The sequence below is a fragment of the Polaromonas sp. P2_G11 genome (genome assembly GCF_056403595.1).
Map to the genome: position 1 here is coordinate 44,042 of NZ_JBFUFE010000002.1, position 17,265 is coordinate 61,306.

16 protein-coding genes are annotated in these 17,265 nt (G+C 64.0%); 7 read left to right on the forward strand and 9 right to left on the reverse strand.

Annotation, left to right across the window (positions count from 1 at the left end; genetic code table 11):
- Nucleotides 1-124 precede the first annotated feature (124 nt).
- Nucleotides 125-2,896 (forward strand): DUF349 domain-containing protein, encoded by a 2,772-nt coding sequence (locus AC1DWQ_RS06860; RefSeq protein ID WP_477668979.1) that lies wholly within the window; start codon nt 125-127, stop codon nt 2,894-2,896.
- A complete protein-coding gene (trhA, locus tag AC1DWQ_RS06865) occupies nt 2,893-3,663 on the forward strand; it encodes a PAQR family membrane homeostasis protein TrhA (protein WP_477668980.1) in 771 nt (256 codons plus the stop codon). Before AC1DWQ_RS06860 ends, trhA begins: the two co-directional genes overlap by 4 nt.
- A 108-nt stretch (nt 3,664-3,771) precedes the next feature.
- Here trhA and AC1DWQ_RS06870 read toward each other — a convergent pair whose 3' ends face one another.
- From AC1DWQ_RS06870 to AC1DWQ_RS06910, 9 genes are all read right to left on the reverse strand, one after another.
- Nucleotides 3,772-4,962 carry an ankyrin repeat domain-containing protein gene (locus AC1DWQ_RS06870; protein WP_477668981.1) on the reverse strand — a complete coding sequence of 397 codons (1,191 nt, stop codon included), beginning with the start codon at nt 4,960-4,962 and terminating at the stop codon, nt 3,772-3,774.
- Nucleotides 4,959-5,555, reverse strand: a complete 597-nt coding sequence (locus AC1DWQ_RS06875; RefSeq protein WP_477668982.1) for a sigma-70 family RNA polymerase sigma factor — start codon at nt 5,553-5,555, stop codon at nt 4,959-4,961. Before AC1DWQ_RS06875 ends, AC1DWQ_RS06870 begins: the two co-directional genes overlap by 4 nt.
- 164 nt (nt 5,556-5,719) lie before the next feature.
- Nucleotides 5,720-6,589 (reverse strand): hypothetical protein, encoded by an 870-nt coding sequence (locus AC1DWQ_RS06880; RefSeq protein ID WP_477669603.1) that lies wholly within the window; start codon nt 6,587-6,589, stop codon nt 5,720-5,722.
- A gap of 252 nt (nt 6,590-6,841) precedes the next feature.
- Nucleotides 6,842-7,609 carry a M90 family metallopeptidase gene (locus AC1DWQ_RS06885; RefSeq protein WP_477668983.1) on the reverse strand — a complete coding sequence of 256 codons (768 nt, stop codon included), beginning with the start codon at nt 7,607-7,609 and terminating at the stop codon, nt 6,842-6,844.
- Between the two features lie 37 nt (nt 7,610-7,646).
- The gene (locus tag AC1DWQ_RS06890; RefSeq protein ID WP_477669604.1) at nt 7,647-8,423 is read right to left on the reverse strand and encodes a UDP-2,3-diacylglucosamine diphosphatase; all 777 of its coding nucleotides are present in this window, start codon (nt 8,421-8,423) and stop codon (nt 7,647-7,649) included.
- A 63-nt stretch (nt 8,424-8,486) separates the two neighbouring features.
- Entirely contained in the window at nt 8,487-8,996 is a 510-nt protein-coding gene (locus tag AC1DWQ_RS06895) for a peptidylprolyl isomerase (RefSeq protein WP_477668984.1), read from the reverse strand.
- A 26-nt stretch (nt 8,997-9,022) separates the two neighbouring features.
- Nucleotides 9,023-9,739, reverse strand: a complete 717-nt coding sequence (locus AC1DWQ_RS06900) for a peptidylprolyl isomerase (protein WP_477668985.1) — start codon at nt 9,737-9,739, stop codon at nt 9,023-9,025.
- Nucleotides 9,739-10,983, reverse strand: coding sequence for a L,D-transpeptidase family protein (locus tag AC1DWQ_RS06905; RefSeq protein WP_477668986.1), 1,245 nt, complete (start codon nt 10,981-10,983; stop codon nt 9,739-9,741). Before AC1DWQ_RS06905 ends, AC1DWQ_RS06900 begins: the two co-directional genes overlap by 1 nt.
- Nucleotides 10,984-11,069: 86 nt before the next feature.
- Entirely contained in the window at nt 11,070-12,113 is a 1,044-nt protein-coding gene (locus AC1DWQ_RS06910; RefSeq protein WP_477668987.1) for a L,D-transpeptidase Cds6 family protein, read from the reverse strand.
- A 323-nt stretch (nt 12,114-12,436) separates the two neighbouring features.
- Here AC1DWQ_RS06910 and cysS point away from each other — a divergent pair, with 323 nt between their 5' ends.
- From cysS to tilS, 5 genes are all read left to right on the forward strand, one after another.
- Nucleotides 12,437-13,813 (forward strand): cysteine--tRNA ligase, encoded by a 1,377-nt coding sequence (gene cysS / locus AC1DWQ_RS06915; RefSeq protein ID WP_477668988.1) that lies wholly within the window; start codon nt 12,437-12,439, stop codon nt 13,811-13,813.
- 76 nt (nt 13,814-13,889) lie between these two features.
- Entirely contained in the window at nt 13,890-14,597 is a 708-nt protein-coding gene (locus AC1DWQ_RS06920) for a DNA-3-methyladenine glycosylase family protein (RefSeq protein ID WP_477668989.1), read from the forward strand.
- A gap of 27 nt (nt 14,598-14,624) precedes the next feature.
- Complete coding sequence (locus AC1DWQ_RS06925) at nt 14,625-15,605, forward strand: acetyl-CoA carboxylase carboxyltransferase subunit alpha (RefSeq protein WP_092131429.1); 981 nt, start codon at nt 14,625-14,627, stop codon at nt 15,603-15,605.
- 32 nt (nt 15,606-15,637) lie between these two features.
- Nucleotides 15,638-16,234, forward strand: coding sequence for a hypothetical protein (locus AC1DWQ_RS06930; RefSeq protein WP_477668990.1), 597 nt, complete (start codon nt 15,638-15,640; stop codon nt 16,232-16,234).
- On the forward strand, nt 16,231-17,199 hold the full coding sequence (gene tilS, locus AC1DWQ_RS06935) for a tRNA lysidine(34) synthetase TilS (RefSeq protein WP_477668991.1): 969 nt from the start codon (nt 16,231-16,233) through the stop codon (nt 17,197-17,199). Before AC1DWQ_RS06930 ends, tilS begins: the two co-directional genes overlap by 4 nt.
- Nucleotides 17,200-17,265 lie beyond the last annotated feature (66 nt).

Sequence of the window (17,265 nt, forward strand, 5' to 3'; positions counted from 1 at the left end):
GCGCGCAACACGGGTTGCGGCGCCGGCCCCCCATCCAATCCAACACCCGCTGCCGCCCGCAAAGTCCTCCATTCCCCGGGGAGCCTTGCGGCTGGTGGCACTTATTTTTTGACCTTGCGCTCCCATGTTTAAATCTTCCAAACCTGAAACCCCCGCCGTGAAAACGCCTACCACCAAGCAGGCTGAAGCCCATCCGCTGGACGGCCTGACCGGCGGCGCTTTCTCTGCGCCCACATCCGGTGAACGCACGGCGCGCATCCGCACCTGGCTGGCCACCGAGCCCACCGCCGAGCAGATGGCCGAGGTCTACAAAGACCTGGCCAACCGCGACAAGGGCGCCGCCAAGCCGCTGAAAGAAAAGCTCGACGAACTCAAGCGCAGCAAAGGCCAGGAAGCCGTGGCCGCCGAGTGGGCCGAAAAAGCCCAGGCGCTGCTGGCTGTGCCCAAGCTCAACCTGGCCGACGCCCTGGCCTGGCAGCGCGATGCTGCCAAGGCCGGCGCGCCGCTGTCCAAAGAGCCGCTGGCCGGCCTGAAGGTCCAGCTGGCCGACCGCGTCAAGACGATTGAAGACCTGCAGCACCGCACCCAGGTGCAGCGCGAAGCCGCCGTGCTGCTGGCCCAGCGTACCGAAGTGCTGTCGCTCAAGCCCTGGCGCGACGCTGAAGCGGCGCTGGAGTCCTTGCGCGGCGACGTCACGCATTGGCAGTCGCAAGCCGATGACATCACACACGACGCCAACTGGGCCAGTGTGGACACCAAATTCCCTCCGCTGCTCGACGCATCGCGCGCGCAGTTGCTGGCCGTGTGGGAAGCCTTCCAGGGCGCCCTTGCGCAGGCCCAGAAGGCTGCTGAAGACACTGCCGCACCGCTGCCGGCTGTGCCGGTGTGGGCCGACGAACTGCGCGCCGCACGCGGCCTGCCGCCTGCAGCGGGTGAGCAGCCCGCACGTGCGCCCAAGGCCAAGATCGACCCGGCCGTGCTCAAAGACATGCGCGAAAAATCTTCCGCCATCGTCCAGGAAGCGCTGGCACGGCTTGAGCACGAAGTCACCGAAGGCCATGGCAAGTCCACCCCCAAGGTGGCGGCCGACCTGCGTCATGCGCTCAAGGAACATATTCGCAACATCGACAGCAAGCTCGAAGCCGCTGCGCACGCCGCACTCACTGCGGCAGGTGAACTCGAAGGCTGGCAGCGCTGGCGCGCCGACCAGATCCGCGAAGAACTCGTCGTGAAAGCCGAGGCCCTGGTGGCCAAGCCGCTGGGCGGGCGCAAGCAACAGGAAGCCCTGCGCGCCATGCGCGAACAGTGGAAGACCAGTGACCAGGGCGGCACGCCCAACCACGCGCTGTGGAAGCGTTTTGACGACGCCTGCAACGAAGCACACAAGGTTGTTGAAGCCTGGCTGGAGAAGGTCAAAGAACAAAGCGAAACCGTCAAGGCTGAACGCAAGCTGCTGATTGATGAAGTGCAGGCGTGGGCCGAAGCCAACAAAGGCAATACCGACTGGAAGCACCACATCCGCAGCCTCAATGGCTTTGTCGAAAAATGGCGTGAAGCCGGCCATCTGGGTGAAAAGGCGTTTGCCGAAATTCAGCCGCAATGGAAAGCTGCGATGGATGCCGCAGATGCTCCGCTGACCGCTGCGCGCCATGACAGCATTGCACGCCGCAAGGCCATGATTGAAGAAGCCAATGTGCTGGGCGCCGAGCCGATGTTGCGCATCGACGCTGTCAAGTCGCTGCAACAGCGCTGGCAGCATGAAGCGCAGGCCGTGCCGATCGAGCGCAAGCAAGAGCAGAAGATGTGGGACGCTTTCCGCAAACCCATCGACGACGCTTTCCAGCGCAAGACCGCCGAACGCGAAAAAGCCGCCGCGGCGCTGGGCGAATACGACCGCATGGTGCTGGACGCCTCCAAGGCTGTGGAAGCCGCCACCGCCAGCGGCGATGTGCAGAAAATCCACGCGGCTGCCAAGGCGCTGGAAGCCATCGTGCGCGGGCAAGTGCCCGCACCGGCGTCAGCACCTGTTGCCGCCCCGGCAGCGCCATCGGTTGAGGCTGCACTGGCCGACATCAATGCCGCCCCCGTTGCAAAGGGCAATGAGGCTGCAGCCCAGGCAGAACCTGCGCAAGCAGCTACAGAAAACGTAGCAGATGCGCCCGCTGAGCCTGCGCCCGCACCAAAACCCGCGCCCAAGCCGGTGATCGCACGGCGCGGCGACGACCGACCGGGCATGAAGAAACCCGAGCCCGTAGCGGCCGGACGCGGCGGAAAGTTTGGCGACCGCAAAGACTCGCGCCCCGGCAGCAAGCCCGGCGGCCCGCGCCAGAGCACCGACAACAAGTTTGAGCCTTACCGGGAAGGCCGTGACGACCGCGGCCCGCGCAGTCATGATCGGGGAGACCGCAACGCACGCCCCGCGTTTGAAGAGCGTGGCCCACGCCTGGGCGATGCCGCCTTCCGTGCCCAGCGCGAAGCCTTTGACGCCGCCAACCAGGCGCTCAAAAAACTCGCGATGCAGGCGCACGGTGAAGTGCTGACGCACCTGCTGACAGCCTGGGAAAAGCGCGACCCGGCGCAACTGCCAAGCGCGCAGGACCTCGGCAAAGCCGTGGCGCCGGCCGTGCGCAACCGCTGGGTGCAGGCCGTCAGCACGCCCTCGGGCAAGGACGCTTCCGAAGCGCTGCTGCGACTGGAGATTGCCGCCGAGCTGCCCACGCCCGCCGAGCACATCAGCGCGCGCCGTATGCTGCAGCTGCAGTTGCTGACCAAGCGCAATGCCCCCGCACCGGCCGAGACCTGGGGTGAAGACACCGCCCAGGTGCTGGCCGCCGACTTTGACGCCGGCAACGCCAGGCGTGTGCAGAACGTGCTGAAGGCATTGCTCAAGCGATGACCGATTCGGCAGGCCCTGACGTAGCTGACGCAGTATTGCGGACGCAGCGCAGGGCCGCCCCAAGCAAGTCCAGCCCCCTCAGGGGGCAGCGCATTACACGAAGTGAAAAGCGTGGGGGCCAGGAAGACCGGCAACAGACGCTGGGCGAGGAAATCGCCAACAGTGTGAGCCACGGTGTCGCGCTGCTGGCTGCGCTGGTGTCGGCGCCTTTCCTGGTCATCGCCAGTGCGCGCGACGGCGATGCGCTCGATGTGGCGGCGGTCTGCGTTTTTGCCGCCACCATGGTGGTGCTGTATTTCACCTCGATGCTGTACCACGCCTTGCCTGCCATCCGGGCGATGCGTGCCAAGCGGGTGTTCCAGGTCCTGGACCACGGCGCCATCTACCTGCTGATTGCCGGCACCTACACGCCGTTCACGCTGGGCGTGTTGCGCGGGCCCTGGGGCTGGACGCTGTTCGGGCTGGTGTGGGCCATGGCGCTGGCCGGTGTGGCCGTCAAAGCCTTTGCGGGCGTGCGCTGGCCACGGCTGTCCACCATCCTCTATCTCGCCATGGGATGGATCGCCGTGATCGCCATCAAGCCGATGCTGCAGCTCATTCCGGGCTGGGGGCTTTTCTGGCTGGTGGCCGGTGGGCTTTTTTACACGCTTGGCGTCGGTTTCTTCGCCACCGATTCACGGTTGCGCTACGGCCACTTCGTGTGGCACCTGTTTGTCGCGGCCGGTACCGCCTGCCATGTTGTGGCGGTGCTGTATTACGCCGGCTGAAACTTCCGGTCTGCAACTGCTATTGAATACATAGCTGCTTGCGCCCGCCAGTATTGGGCTGCAAGCCAATTGTCTTTGTAAGTCCGCGGCGCAATGCCGTTCCGGCGCTCAGGAGGCTGCTTCAATCAGGTGGGCGATCCCGTCAAAGCCCAGCCGCCGCGCATGCTGCAGGGCGTTGAGTCCTTCCTGATCCACCAGCGCCGGGTTGGCCCCGGCTGCCAGCAGGCGCTGAACTACGGCGGTGTGGCCTTGCATGACGGCCAGGATGAGCGGCGTGCGGCCTGCCGTATCGGCTGCGTTGACGGGTGCGCCTTGCTGGAGCAGGCGCTCCAGTAGCTCCAGGCGTCCTGCACGGGCAGCGTCCTGCAGAGCCCCGGCCAGGCGGTTGGGCCCGGCACCCGCTTCCGCACGCGGTGCGCGGTATTGCAGGGCGCCTTCCTGCTTTTGTAGGGGCGCTACGGCGCGTGCTGCAGGCGCGGCCGCGCCAACCGCAGCAGGGGGGGGCGCGCCTGCAGCACGCGCAGCTGGCGCTGCGGCGGGCGTCTCCGCCTGCGATGGTGATGCCGACAGCGATCCGACCCCCATGCCCTCCATGTGCGGCGCCTGCCCGGGCCAGGGCTGCGCATTTTCCTGGATGGGGGCGACAGGTGCAGGAGCGGGCATGGCAGCGGGCGCTGGTGTGGCAAACGGCGCAGTTGAGGGCGCTGTGGTGTCCATTGGTGCCCTGGTTTCTTTTTTCCGCGTGGCTGGCTCATCCGCTGAAGGAGAGGCCACTGCCTTGTCCTGTGCCGGATGGGCCGGTGACTTCAAGGCCGGCTTGGCTGTTTCGGCAGACCGCTTCCGGGCGTCAGGTTCCGGTGTAGGCGTTTGCGGCGCTACAGGATCGGGAGTCGCGGCCATCGGTGGCGAAGCCGGTGGTGCTGTTCCTGTTGCTGCCGAAGGTGCCGCTGCCGGCGACGACTGCGCCGTAGGACTGGGCTGGCCAAACGCCAGTTCTTTTTCCTCGTCGGTGCCCCGGTCAAATTGCAGCACCAGCAGCCCCGTCAAGCCGGCGAGCGCAAGGCCTGCCAGCGCGGAGATTTTCCAGCGCGACTGGTTGGCTGCCGGGCGCTGCGCTGCATCGGTGTTGGCGACAGCTTGCGGCGCACCGGCCTGCTTGCCGGCTTCGATCACCATCTGCGCGTGGGCGCGCACGGCGTCACGCACATGCGCGCCGGGGCGGCGTGTGTCGTCTGCGCTGGCCTCCCGGTAGCGCTGCAGCAGCTCGTCGCCGTGCGGGCTGTGTTCAGGCTCTGTCATGCAAACTCCTGTAGCTGCTGGCGTAGGCTGTTCCGGGCATAGCGCAGGCGGCTCTTGGCGGTTTCAAAGCTGACGCCGGTTGCGGTGGCGATGTCTTCCACGCTCATGCCGGCTTCGGCTTGCAGCAGGAAGGCTTCGCGCTGTTCCAGCGGTAGCCGTTCCACCGCGGCGATCAGCGCCTCGGCCTGCTCGCTGGACTCCAATCGGCGCACCGGGCCGAAGCCCGAGTCGGCCGCCAGCGTATCGCCAAGGCCCAGGCCTTCTTCATCGTCGCCGCGTCCATCGATGCTGACATGCTGCTTTACCGTGCGGAAGTAATCGACCATCCGGTTGTGCGCCATGGTGAACAGCCACGTTTTGAACTTCGCTGTCACCGTATAGGTGGCGGCGCTGCGTGCCACGGCGAACCAGACATCCTGCAGCAGGTCGTCGGCCACCGCCTGTACCCGCACACTGCGAAACACATAGCGCCACACGCCCAGTTCATGCCGCGCATACAGCGCATCAAAAGCCGCCATGTCGCCGGCCGCATAACGCAGCATCAGCGATTCGTCGCTGTCTTCGTCGTCGGCTGTCGTCGTGGCGCTGGGCATGCGCCAGATTATCACTGCGCGGCGAGCGATCTTCCCCAAGGCAACAGACCGCCGCGTGGGGGTTCTTCATGCAAGCCTGAGCCGCAGGGCCGGCTTTGCCGGACTGCAGGCGGGCGGCCCCCTCGGGGGGCAGGAAGCTACACGAAGTGAGCGACCGTGGGGGCTCAATACCTTGGAGGGTCAGGTACATAAGACGGGTTTCCTGACTGCGGGAACGGATCAGGGATGGGGTTGCGCGCCACGGGTTCGCGGATCACGCCGCTGGCGATCAGGTTCTCGCGGCTGTCGTAGCGGATGCGGATGACCTCGTTGGGCTGTGTTTGCAGGCGCGCGAAGGTGGTCTGTGACACCAGTGAGTTTTCCCGTGCGCCGTGGCCTGTGCCGAGCCTGGCGGCAGGCAGGGGTGTAGACGGCAGCCTTCTAACCCGGTCTTCGGACAAGGCAGAAGCTTCCGCGCTGCCGCTGCCGCTGGCGCGGTCGGCCAGCGCGGATTTTCCGGCGGTGGATGATTCCGCCAAAGGTGCCGGTGAGGCTGATGAAGGTGAAGGGGCGTTTCGAAATCCCAGCGATGCATCGGCTTCGCGTTCCTTACGGCTGGAATAGGCGGGCGTCTGGGCGACCGGCTCGGGAGCCTGCTCCCTGAAGAGCGCCACACCGATCACGCCGACGTTGCCTGGCCTGCCGGTGCGGCCGGCGTACGAATCCCCGAGTGCGGAAAATTCAAATGCTGCGATCTCACTGCTGCTTTTGCGCCAGCCGGTGACCTGGTACTGCTGCCAGGGCGAAAACACATAACCGGTCTGGTCCCAGGCGGCGGTTTCGCCGCTCAGCACATTCACGCCGTCGACGGCGGTTACGGCCAGCACCCGTTCACCGAGCTTGTTGCGCACGGCGATGGCGTATTTGGCGCCGTACTGGCCGGCCACCCAGTATTCGCCGCGGTGGTGGTACAGCGGCAGCGTGGCGCCGGTGTTGCGGTCAATCACGGTCACATCGGCCAGCCGGCCGACGGCCTGCGCGGGAAGGGCGGTCATGGTGAGGATGGCCAGCAGGATCGAAGAGGCAAGAAGAGGGGTTTTCACGTGAGCTCCAGAAAGTGGTGGAGCCCATTGAAACGAAGGGGCGAGGGAAACGGGGTTAAGCCGGCCTGAAAAGAACCAAATCGGGCCGGCCGGTTGCTATGTATTTGATAGCTGCTTGCGCTTGGCCAGATTGGGCTGAGGGGTGATTTCCCTTGTGGAAATTGTCAACCCGGCGCGCCAGGCGGCCGGAAAGCCGGCCGCGGCTTACTTCGGCATGAAAAACTTGTCGAACAGCACGGTCAGGGGCGCGAAGTCCTGCGTGAAGCGTGTGCGGTTCACAAAATAGGCTTCGCACGCCACGGCAAAAAATTCGGCCGGTGACCTGGCGCCATAACTGTCCAGCCATGGCGGCTCGGCGCCGAAGCGTGTGGCCATGGCGACTTTTTCGCAGAACCCGTCGTAAGCCGGCTGCATGACCGCATGCCACGAGGTGAGGGCACTGCGCGTGGGCAAGGGTGGGCAGCCGTCGGCGGCGCCGTCGCGCATGTCGATCTTGTGGATGAATTCGTGAATTACCACGTTGTGGCCGTGCTCGGCCGACTCGCCCGCGCCGGCCACGTCCTGCCAGCTCAGGGTGACGGGGCCGCCCTGCATGGCTTCGCCCAGCAGTTCTTCGCTGTAGTGGTGCACCACGCCGGCCTGGTCGGTGACCTGGCGGCGCGCCAGCATGGCGCCGGGGTGAACCACGATGCCCTTGAAATCGTCATACCAGCGCAGGCCCAGGTGCAACACCGGCAGGCAGGCCTGTGCGGCAATCGCGACCGCCATTTCATCGGTGACTTTCAGGCCGTGTGCGCCGGTGAATTCCTTTTGCTTCAGGAATTTGTCGGTCAGTGCGTTCAGCTCCTGCAGCTCGGTGACCGGCCGCCGGGCCAGAAAAGGGAACTGCAGCAGGGTGTCCATCCACAGGGTTTCCGGGATGGTTTTGGCAGGGGCTTTGGAGCCGCCAAGTGTTCGTAACCAGTTCAGCATGGGATGAAGGTTGTGGTTAAGCGAAATGAAACAAGGGTCAGCACAGCGCAATCCTTTGCAGCCCATCTGCGGTCAGGCGCAGCACTTCTGCGCGCGGCGCCGGGGCGCCCAGGTCCCAGTCGCTGAGCACCACGCGCGACAGGCCGCCGCCCAGGTCATGCACGGCAGGCTTGTGCGTGTGGCCATGAATCAGCGTGCGGGAATTGGCCGCCTGCAGCCACTGGCGCGCGGCCTGGGTGTCGACGTCGGCATATTGTGCGCCGGACTTCTTGCGTGCTTCGCTTTGCTCGCGCAGCCCGCGCGCAATCGCCTGGCGTTCGGCCAGCGGCCTGGCCAGGAAGGCGCGCTGCCATTCGGGGCTGCGGACCTGGCTGCGAAAGTTCATGTAGTCGACATCGTCCAGGCACAAGGCGTCACCATGCGACAGCAGCCAGCGCCGCCCGGTGCCGGCGGGAAAAACCAGCACGGTCGGGTCTGCCAGCAAGGTAGCGTTGCACAGGTCCATCAGGGCCTGGCCCACCAGGAAGTCACGGTTGCCGTGCATGAAAAACAGGGCCAGCCGGCCTGCAGCATTGCCCATGGCCTGCACGCAGCGCGCGTCAAAGCCGGCGGCAGGATCGAGCAGGTCGCCGTCCACAGCGTCGTCACCGACCCAGACTTCAAACAGGTCACCCAGGATGAAGACCGCGTCGGCCGGCGTGGTTTCAAGGTAGTGCTGCCAGGCCGCAAAAGTAGCCGGCTCCGAGGCCTGCAAATGCAGGTCGGAAATGAAGTCGACCGTGCGCCACACGGGCGGGGCCGGCAGCTCCGCCATGGGGGGCACGGCCTGGGGGGTGTTCACCGGCTGGATTTCGGCAAGCGCGGCCCGAAAGGGCACTCAGGCCACTGCAACGGCTTTTTGGATGATCACGTCTTCCATCGGAACGTCGTCATGGAAGCCCTTGCGGCCGGTCTTGACGGCCTTGATCTTGTCGACGACATCGGCGCCGGCCACTACCTTGCCGAACACGGCATAACCCCAGCCCGATGCGTTCGGTGCGGTGTGGTTCAGGAAACCGTTGTCGGCCACGTTGATGAAGAATTGCGAGCTGGCCGAGTGCGGTGCATTGGTACGCGCCATGGCCACGGTGTAGTTGTCGTTCTTCAGGCCGTTGTTGGCTTCGTTCTCGATTTCGCCGTCGGTAGGCTTTTGTTTCATGCCCGGTTCAAAGCCACCGCCCTGCACCATGAAGCCCGGGATCACGCGGTGAAACACTGTGTTGGCGTAATGGCCCTTGTTGACGTAGTTCAGGAAGTTGGCAACGGTCTTGGGTGCCTTGGCGGCGTCGAGCTCCAGCGTGATGACGCCGTATTCGGCGATGTGGAGGTCTACTTTGGGATTGCTCATGATGGTGTCCTGTAGGGCTGTGTCAATTAATTGACGAGGGTTGCTGATTTGATGAGGACGGGCGTCTTGGGAACATCCGTCGGGAAGGGGCCGCCGGCGCCGGTGGGCACGGCCTTGATCTTGTTCACGACGTCCATGCCGCTGACGACCTTGCCGAATACGGTGTAGCCAAAGAGCTGGGGTGCGTTGACGAGCTGGGCGCGCGGGGTGTTTTCATAGACGCGGCCCTGGTATTCAAACTTCGGAACCGGGTCTCCGGGGGGAATCACCGTGGGGTTCAGGAAGTCGTTGTCCTTTACGTTGATGAAGAACTGCGACGACGCGGAATTGGGATCGTTGGTGCGCGCCATGGCGAGCGTGCCGACCACGTTTTTGGGCCCACCCTTGGCGAGCGCCTCGCGGCCTTCATGCGGCACCGGCGGGCGGGTTTTCTTCTCGGCGTAGGTGGCGTCGTAGCCGCCGCCCTGCACCATGAAGTTGCTGATCACGCGGTGGAAAATCGTGCCGTCATAGTGTTTGTCCTTGACGTACTGCAGGAAATTTTCAACGGTCTTGGGCGCCTTGTCGGGATAGACCTCGACCACGAAGTCGCCTTCACTGGTGACGAATTTGACCTTCGGCGCGCTTTGCGCGAGCGCCGGGCCGGCCAGGAGGGCCACGCCCGCCGCCGTCACTGCTGCGAGTGTGGCGCGGCGCAAGGGAGAAAACGCCGCAAGCGCCGCAAACGTCATGTGAACTGCCATCAAATGGTTCCTTCGAAAAATATCTTCCACTGGGTTCCCTGGCGGATCCAGTACTGGCGCTTGGTGCGGCCGGTTTTGGCGCCCTTGATCAGTTCGCCAAAGGTTACCACCATCGTGTCGGTGCTGTCGGTCCAGCGCAGGTAAGACACGTCCTTGAGCAGGATGTCGCGCCCACCGAGTTGCTTGAGCTCACTTTGCAGCAGCGGCGTCCATTCGGCCAGCGTCTTGCCGTAACTTGTGAAATCGGGTGTGTACCAGGTTGTAAGTTTGGCCATGTCGCCGCTGGACTTGGCGTGGTGCCAGCTTTGCAGCGCGGTTTCGAACGACCGGGTGTCGGCCGCCAGGGATTGCGGCGCCACCCATTTGAGGCTGTGGGCAATCACGACGGGCGTGCTGCGCACCTCGACGGTGCGGATGATGCGCTCCAGGTCGGGGTTGGCCAGCACGACGCATCCGTCGGTGGACAGCGGTGCCCGGGAAAACTGCGCCGGTGGTGTCCCGTGCAGCCAGATGCCGCCGCCGGTCTTGCCGCGCTTGACGTCGAGCTGGTTGGGGTAGTTGATGGGCAGTGCGCCCGAGCCGTAAAAGTCGCGCAGCGATTTGGGGTTCAGGTTGCTGGTGATGTAGTAGACGCCGACCGGCGTGCGCAGGTCGCCTTCGACGGATTTTTCAATGCCGGATTTTCCAACCGAGATGTAATAGTCCGCCACGAGTTTGAGGCCCGCGCTGGTGTTTTCAAACAGGTAAAGGCGTGACCTGGACGCATCGACGGCAATGGCGTGTTTGTTACGCGATGACAGCACCAGGAATTGCGACGGTACCAGGCCTGGGGCGGGCCGCTCGCGCAGCGCGCGCAGGCGCAGCAGCGACTCCTGCCGCAACTCGGCCAGCAGGGCTGCAGCAGTCTTGGCAGCGGCATCCGGAACGTCGCCGGGCGTGCGGACAGGGCGTGTAAAGCCGGCCAGCAAGTCGCCGTAAACCAGTTGGGCCAGCTGGAAGTTGGGGTGGTCCTTCACGAGGCCTTCGGCCTTGCGCAGGGCTTCGCGCGAATTCGCCTGGCCGATCAGTTTGTAGATTTCAATCAGCCGGGCTTCCGCTTCGCCGCCGCGCGCCTCATGCGGGGCGGGGGCTTTTGCCGGGGCGGGCCGCTTGGTTGTGTGCGCGCGGGTTTCGGCCCGCGCAGGCGAAAAGGCCAGCGCCAGGCACGGTGCGATGAAGAGAAGCGTTGCGGCCGCTTTTTTCATGCGGGCTTCCACGAAAGTTTGCCGGCCAACACAGACGGACAGGAACAGGCTGAACAATGCACTTGGGTCAGGCCGGCCGCCAGCGATCAGCCGCCTGTGGATTCCTTGACGATGACCCAGCGATCACCGGCCTTGGCCATCTCCAGCGTCTTGCGGCTGGAAATATTGATGGAGTCGGCGCTGTAGTCCTGCTTGAACCTGGCCGTGGCCTTGGCGCCCTGTACGGCGATGGCCAGGTCGGAGAGCTTGACGCTGATGCGCGACTTGCCGACGATGCGCGCGCGGCGGTCTTCTTCCCAGGCCTTGCGTGCCTGCTTGCCGGGCGGCGCAAAGTTCTGGCCGTAGCTGCTGAGGTAGCCGTTCATGTCCTTGTCGGACCAGGCCTGGGCCCAGCTGCGCACGGCTGCTTCGACTTCTTTTTCGGTGCCTGCGACGGCAGCCGGTGCTACGGGTGTTGCCGGCGGCGCGGCAGGAGCAGGCGCTGCGGCCACCGGGGCTGCCGGCGCTGGCTTGGCAGCCGCTGCGGGAGCCGCAGGGGCCGTTGTGGCCGGGCCAGACGTCGGTGCGCCGGCAGCCGGCTTCGTCGGGCTTTTTGATTCGGCGGAGAACAGGGTGCGGATCAATGCCAGCTTGGGCGGAACGGCAGCGTTGCCGCCGTCGAGTTGCAGGGCCTTGCTATAGGCCTGGCTGGCGAGCCTGGCGTAGACGTCGCCCAGGTTTTCATGTGCGGTGGCGTAGCTGGGGTTGGTCCGGATCGCCATTTCAAGCGCCGCCCGGGCCTTGTCGAACTGGCTCTGGCCGGCATACAGCACGGCCATGTTGTTGTAGGGCTCAGGCAGCTCGGGGTAGTCTTCGGTGATTTTGGTGAAAGTTGCGATGGCCTCGTTTGTCTTGCCGGTCTCGGTCTGGATCACGCCCTTGAAGAAACGCATTTGCGGGTCGCGCGGCTTGCCGGCGAGGTACTGGTCAACCTTGGCCTGCGCCTCGGCATACTGGCCGGCACGCATCAGGCGGCTGACGTCGGCGTAGTCGTCGGCATGGGCCACGGACACCGACAGGGTGACCGCCACGGCCAGCATGCGCAGGGAGGCGGACAGCGGATTGCGTGTAAGGAAGTTTGGCGTGGGCATGGCACTCTCGCGATTTGTTTTAAAGCCCCCGGTGCTGTTTTGGCAGCCGTTGGGCGGAAAGTCAACATAAACAGCCAGGCTTTTCAGGGCGCCCCGGGAGCCGCTGAACGTTGTCGGACGGGCTGGATATACTGGGCGATTGTAACTGAGGGGGGTATAGTTCATGGCCCCCAGAATTCCGTACTTTCCGTTTTTATCGCACGTTTTCGCGTGTACGCCGAATGGCCCTTGCCCGCCTGCGGCGTCCGTGAGATAAAGCTTCTTTCCTTTGCCTGACCACCGGCTGCTTCCGGCCGATGCCAGGCCCCCGCAGCATAATTTTCATGAGCCTTCGCATTTACAACACGCTGTCGCGTGCCGTGGAAGAATTTTCCCCGCTTGATCCCGGCCATGTGCGCATGTATGTGTGCGGAATGACGATTTACGACCTCTGCCACATCGGCCATGCGCGCATGATGATGGCGTTCGACGTGGTGCAACGCTGGCTCAAGGCAAGCGGCCTGAAGGTTACGTATGTGCGCAACATCACCGACATCGACGACAAGATCATCAGGCGGGCGGTTGAGCGCGGCATCACCATCCGCCAGCTGACCGACGAGATGATCGCGGCCATGCACCAGGATATCGGCGCGCTGGGCATAGAGCCTCCATCGCTGGAACCCCGTGCGACTGAGTACGTGCCGCAGATGCTGGGCATGATTGCCACGCTGGAGGAAAAAGGCCTGGCCTACAAGGGCTCCACCGGTGACATGAATTACGCGGTGCGCAAGTTTCCCGGCTACGGCAAGCTCTCGGGCAAGTCGCTCGACGAGCTGCGCGCCGGCGAGCGCGTGGCTGTGCTCGATGGCAAGGAAGACCCGCTCGACTTTGTGCTGTGGAAAAGCGCCAAGCCCACCGAACCCGACGACGCCAGGTGGGACAGCGCCTATGGCCCCGGCCGTCCAGGCTGGCATATCGAGTGCTCGGCCATGTGCCGCGGCACGCTGGGCGAGACCTTCGACATTCACGGCGGCGGCGCGGACCTGCAGTTCCCGCACCACGAAAATGAAATCGCCCAGAGCGAGGCGGCCAACGGGAAGCCGCTGGCCCGCTTCTGGGTGCACAACGGTTTTGTGCGCGTCGACAACGAGAAGATGTCCAAGTCGCTGGGCAACTTCTTCACCATCCGCGAAGTGCTCGCCAAATACGATGCCGAAACCGTGCGGTTTTTCATCGTTCGCGCCCACTACCGCAGCGCCTTGAATTACAGCGACGCCCACCTGGACGATGCACGCAACTCGCTCAAGCGGCTTTACACGTCGCTGGACCTCGTCAAGCCCGCCGCGCTGCCGACCGACTGGGCCCACCCGTTTGCGCAGCGCTTCAAGTCGGCCATGGACGAAGACTTCGGAACGCCGGAGGCCGTGGCTGTGCTGTTCGAGCTGGCCGGTGAAGTCAACCGGACAGGCTCTGCCGAACTCGCAGGGCTGTTGAAAAACCTGGGCGGCTGCCTGGGCCTGCTGCAAGGTTCGCCCGGAGCCTACCTCCAGGCCGGCGCCGGCCTGGACGACGCCAGCATCCAGCTGCTGATCGCGCAGCGCGCAGCCGCCAAGCTGGCAAAAGACTTCGCCGAAGCCGACCGTATCCGCAAGGACCTGCTGGCCAAAGGCATTGTTTTGAAGGATTCGCCCAGCGGCACCACCTGGGAGGTGCAATCGTGAGGTTCTGGACGGCTCTTTCACCCTGTTTTTCAAGCCATTCAGGCCCGCAGCCCAATATGGACGTGCGCAAGCAGCTATGAAAAAGATAGTGAAAAGCGGCCCGGCCAGCGCTGAGCTGGCCGACGTTCCCGAGCCGGCCACCACGGTGCCCGAGTATTGGGCCGATGCCTGCAAACACCTGGTCAAAAAAGACCGCGTGATGAAGCGGCTGATTCCCCTGTTCGGCGACGCCTGCCTGCAAACGCGCGGCGATGCCTTTGGTACTCTGGCGCGCAGCATCGTGGGCCAGCAAATTTCGGTCAAGGCGGCGCAAAGTGTCTGGGCCAAATTTTCGGCGCTACCCAAAAAAGTGACGCCTGCCAACGTGCTGCGCCTCAAAGTTGACGACATGCGCGCAGCAGGGCTGAGCGCCCGCAAGGTCGAATACCTGGTGGACCTGGCGATCCACTTTGATGCCGGCACCGTTCACGTCAAAGACTGGGCGGCGATGGACGATGAAGCCATCATTGAAGAATTGGTGGCCATCCGCGGCATCGGCCGCTGGACGGCCGAGATGTTTTTGATTTTTTACCTGATGCGCCCCAATGTCCTGCCGCTGGACGACGTGGGGCTGATCACCGGCATCAGCCAGAATTACTTTTCGGGTGAATCCGTCAGCCGCAGCGACGCGCGAGAGGTGGCCGCCGCCTGGTCGCCTTACTGCAGCGTGGCAACTTGGTATATTTGGCGCTCTCTGGACCCATTACCGGTTCTGGGTACCCCCACGGGTACCGAGCAAATTTAAGTTTCATGAAGCCCTGAGGAGCAGCACATGGCGAAGAAGACCTTCCTCGATTTCGAGCAACCGATTGCGGAGCTTGAAGGAAAAATTGAAGAACTGCGCTACGTACAGACCGAGTCGGCTGTCGATATCTCTGAAGAAATCGACCAGCTGGCCAAAAAGAGCCAGCAACTCACCAAAGACATCTACAGCGACCTGACGCCCTGGCAGATCACCAAGATCGCACGCCACGCAGAGCGCCCCTACACCCTGGACTACGTCAACGAAATCTTCACCGATTTTGTTGAGTTGCACGGCGACCGGCATTTTGCCGACGACCTGTCCATCGTCGGCGGCCTGGCTCGCTTCAACGGCACCGCCTGCATGGTGCTGGGCCACCAGAAGGGCCGCGACACCAAGGAGCGCGGCTTGCGCAACTTCGGCATGAGCAAGCCCGAGGGCTACCGCAAAGCCCTGCGCCTGATGAAAACCGCCGAGAAGTTCAAGCTGCCGGTGTTCACCTTTGTCGACACACCGGGCGCTTACCCCGGCATTGATGCCGAAGAGCGCGGCCAGTCCGAAGCCATCGGACGCAATATTTTCGAGATGGCGCAGCTCGAAGTGCCCATCATCACCACCATCATCGGCGAAGGCGGCTCCGGCGGCGCGCTGGCCATTTCGGTGGCTGACCAGGTGGTCATGCTGCAGTACTCGATTTACTCCGTCATCAGCCCGGAAGGTTGCGCCTCCATCTTGTGGAAAACCTCCGACAAGGCGCAGGAAGCTGCCGAGGCCCTGGGCATCACCGCGCACCGGCTCAAGGCCCTGGGCGTGATCGACAAGATCGTCAACGAGCCCGTGGGCGGCGCCCACCGCGACCACAAGCAGATGGCTGCGTTCCTTAAGCGAGCCCTCAATGACGCCTTCCGCCAGGTCAGTGACCTGAAGGTCAAGGAGCTGCTGGACCGCCGCTACGAGCGCCTGCAAAGCTACGGCCGCTTCACAGACACCAAGGCTGACGCCGGCAAGTAAGGCGCCCCGGCACAAGCTGGAGCGACAAGACCATGGTGCGCCCCCGTATCGGTCCTTACAGTGCCGAGGAAGAGGAAGCCCTGGCGAAGTTGCGCCGGCGATTTTGGCTAACCTCTGCCGCGCTCTATGCGACTTTTCTGTCGGTCATGTTCGGTTTCGTTCCGCGCGAGCTTGCCACCGAGCCGCAGGCGGTTTCCTTTATGGACTCGATGGCCCATGTCGTGCCCATGCTGGACCAGTTGCCTAAGATTCCTGGTTACGACCCTTTTCTGCGCTTCTACTACGCGATGCTCTGGCTGATTTCGCCTGTTGCCGGCCTTGTGGGCTTGTGGGCCGGGCTGGACTATCTAGTCAAGCATGACCGCTACGCGCGAATCAAGAGTCCGAACCGCATGTTGGTCTGGGGCCTGCTGTTCTGGTGTTTCCTGCTGGTTTTTGCTGCCATCTGGCCTGTTGCGGATGGTGGGGCGCCCTCCTGGCGGGACCATGGTTTGGTCTCGAGTATTTTTGGCATAGCGCTACGCGGCGTCTACCTCCTGTGGTGCTGGTTCGCCATCGGTGGCACGCTCGGGGTGCTATGGGTGCGGGCCAGGATTGACCGGGAAAGATTCGCCGAAGCCAAGCCATGAATGACGGCGCCGTGATCGCCGCTGCGATTTCCCAATTTCAACCTGCTTTGCCGCTGGCCGTAGCGCTCAGCGGCGGCGCCGATTCTGTCGCCTTGCTGGTGGCCTGCGCCGAGAAATGGCCGGGGCAGGTTCACGCCATTCATATTCATCACGGCTTGCAGGCGGCGGCCGATGACTTTGAGCAGCACTGCGTTGCCCTCTGCGCGCAGCTCAATGTGCCGCTAATCGTCCAGCGTGTGGACGCCCGCCACGCCTCCGGCGAGAGCCCGGAAGACGCGGCACGAAAGGCGCGTTATGCGGCGTTTAAGGCTGCAGCCCAGGAAGGATCTGCGCAAGCAGCTATTAAAAACATAGCAATTGCCCAGCATGCCGATGATCAGGTGGAGACCATGCTGCTGGCGCTGTCGCGCGGAGCGGGGCTGCCCGGGCTGGCCGCCATGCCGGCGCAATGGGAGCGTGACGGCATGACCTATTACCGTCCGCTGCTGACGGTGCCCGGGGCATTGCTGCGCGATTGGCTGGTGACGCGCGGCATCACCTGGGTGGAAGACCCGACCAACACCGACGAGCAGTTCACACGCAATCGCATCCGGGCCCGCCTGCTGCCCGCGTTGGCGCAAACCTTTCCGCAGTTTCGCGAAACCTTTGCACGCAGCGCGCGCCACGCGGCCCAGGCGCACGGGTTGTTGGTCGAGGTGGCACAGCAAGACCTGGTTGCCGTGGGAACCCCCCCGGTGATCAAATCCCTGCAATCCCTGTCACAGCCGCGGCAGGCCAATGTGCTGCGCTATTGGCTAACGCTGCAGCAAGCTACTCCCAGCGCAGCACAGCTCGACCAACTGCTCCTGCAAATCGCCGCCTGCACCACGCGCGGGCACCGGATCCACCTTAAGGTGGCGAGCGGGCATGTCACGCGCAATGGCCCGGTGCTGAACTATGCGGCTGCAGGGGATAAGGCGAGCTAACCGGGTAGTAGTCCCTAGGTATAATTGAAGGCTTTGCTGGCGCGAAATCGCCGTTAAAAGCCCTCA

What these genes read in the sequence shown, in the direction of transcription:
- AC1DWQ_RS06860 (WP_477668979.1), top strand. Translation starts at nt 125, where the DNA reads ATGTTTAAATCTTCCAAACCTGAAACCCCCGCCGTGAAAACGCCTACC.
- trhA (WP_477668980.1), top strand. Translation starts at nt 2,893, where the DNA reads ATGACCGATTCGGCAGGCCCTGACGTAGCTGACGCAGTATTGCGGACG.
- AC1DWQ_RS06870 (WP_477668981.1), bottom strand. Translation starts at nt 4,962, where the DNA reads ATGACAGAGCCTGAACACAGCCCGCACGGCGACGAGCTGCTGCAGCGC.
- AC1DWQ_RS06875 (WP_477668982.1), bottom strand. Translation starts at nt 5,555, where the DNA reads ATGCCCAGCGCCACGACGACAGCCGACGACGAAGACAGCGACGAATCG.
- AC1DWQ_RS06880 (WP_477669603.1), bottom strand. Translation starts at nt 6,589, where the DNA reads ATGACCGCCCTTCCCGCGCAGGCCGTCGGCCGGCTGGCCGATGTGACC.
- AC1DWQ_RS06885 (WP_477668983.1), bottom strand. Translation starts at nt 7,609, where the DNA reads ATGCTGAACTGGTTACGAACACTTGGCGGCTCCAAAGCCCCTGCCAAA.
- AC1DWQ_RS06890 (WP_477669604.1), bottom strand. Translation starts at nt 8,423, where the DNA reads ATGGCGGAGCTGCCGGCCCCGCCCGTGTGGCGCACGGTCGACTTCATT.
- AC1DWQ_RS06895 (WP_477668984.1), bottom strand. Translation starts at nt 8,996, where the DNA reads ATGAGCAATCCCAAAGTAGACCTCCACATCGCCGAATACGGCGTCATC.
- AC1DWQ_RS06900 (WP_477668985.1), bottom strand. Translation starts at nt 9,739, where the DNA reads ATGGCAGTTCACATGACGTTTGCGGCGCTTGCGGCGTTTTCTCCCTTG.
- AC1DWQ_RS06905 (WP_477668986.1), bottom strand. Translation starts at nt 10,983, where the DNA reads ATGAAAAAAGCGGCCGCAACGCTTCTCTTCATCGCACCGTGCCTGGCG.
- AC1DWQ_RS06910 (WP_477668987.1), bottom strand. Translation starts at nt 12,113, where the DNA reads ATGCCCACGCCAAACTTCCTTACACGCAATCCGCTGTCCGCCTCCCTG.
- cysS (WP_477668988.1), top strand. Translation starts at nt 12,437, where the DNA reads ATGAGCCTTCGCATTTACAACACGCTGTCGCGTGCCGTGGAAGAATTT.
- AC1DWQ_RS06920 (WP_477668989.1), top strand. Translation starts at nt 13,890, where the DNA reads ATGAAAAAGATAGTGAAAAGCGGCCCGGCCAGCGCTGAGCTGGCCGAC.
- AC1DWQ_RS06925 (WP_092131429.1), top strand. Translation starts at nt 14,625, where the DNA reads ATGGCGAAGAAGACCTTCCTCGATTTCGAGCAACCGATTGCGGAGCTT.
- AC1DWQ_RS06930 (WP_477668990.1), top strand. Translation starts at nt 15,638, where the DNA reads ATGGTGCGCCCCCGTATCGGTCCTTACAGTGCCGAGGAAGAGGAAGCC.
- tilS (WP_477668991.1), top strand. Translation starts at nt 16,231, where the DNA reads ATGAATGACGGCGCCGTGATCGCCGCTGCGATTTCCCAATTTCAACCT.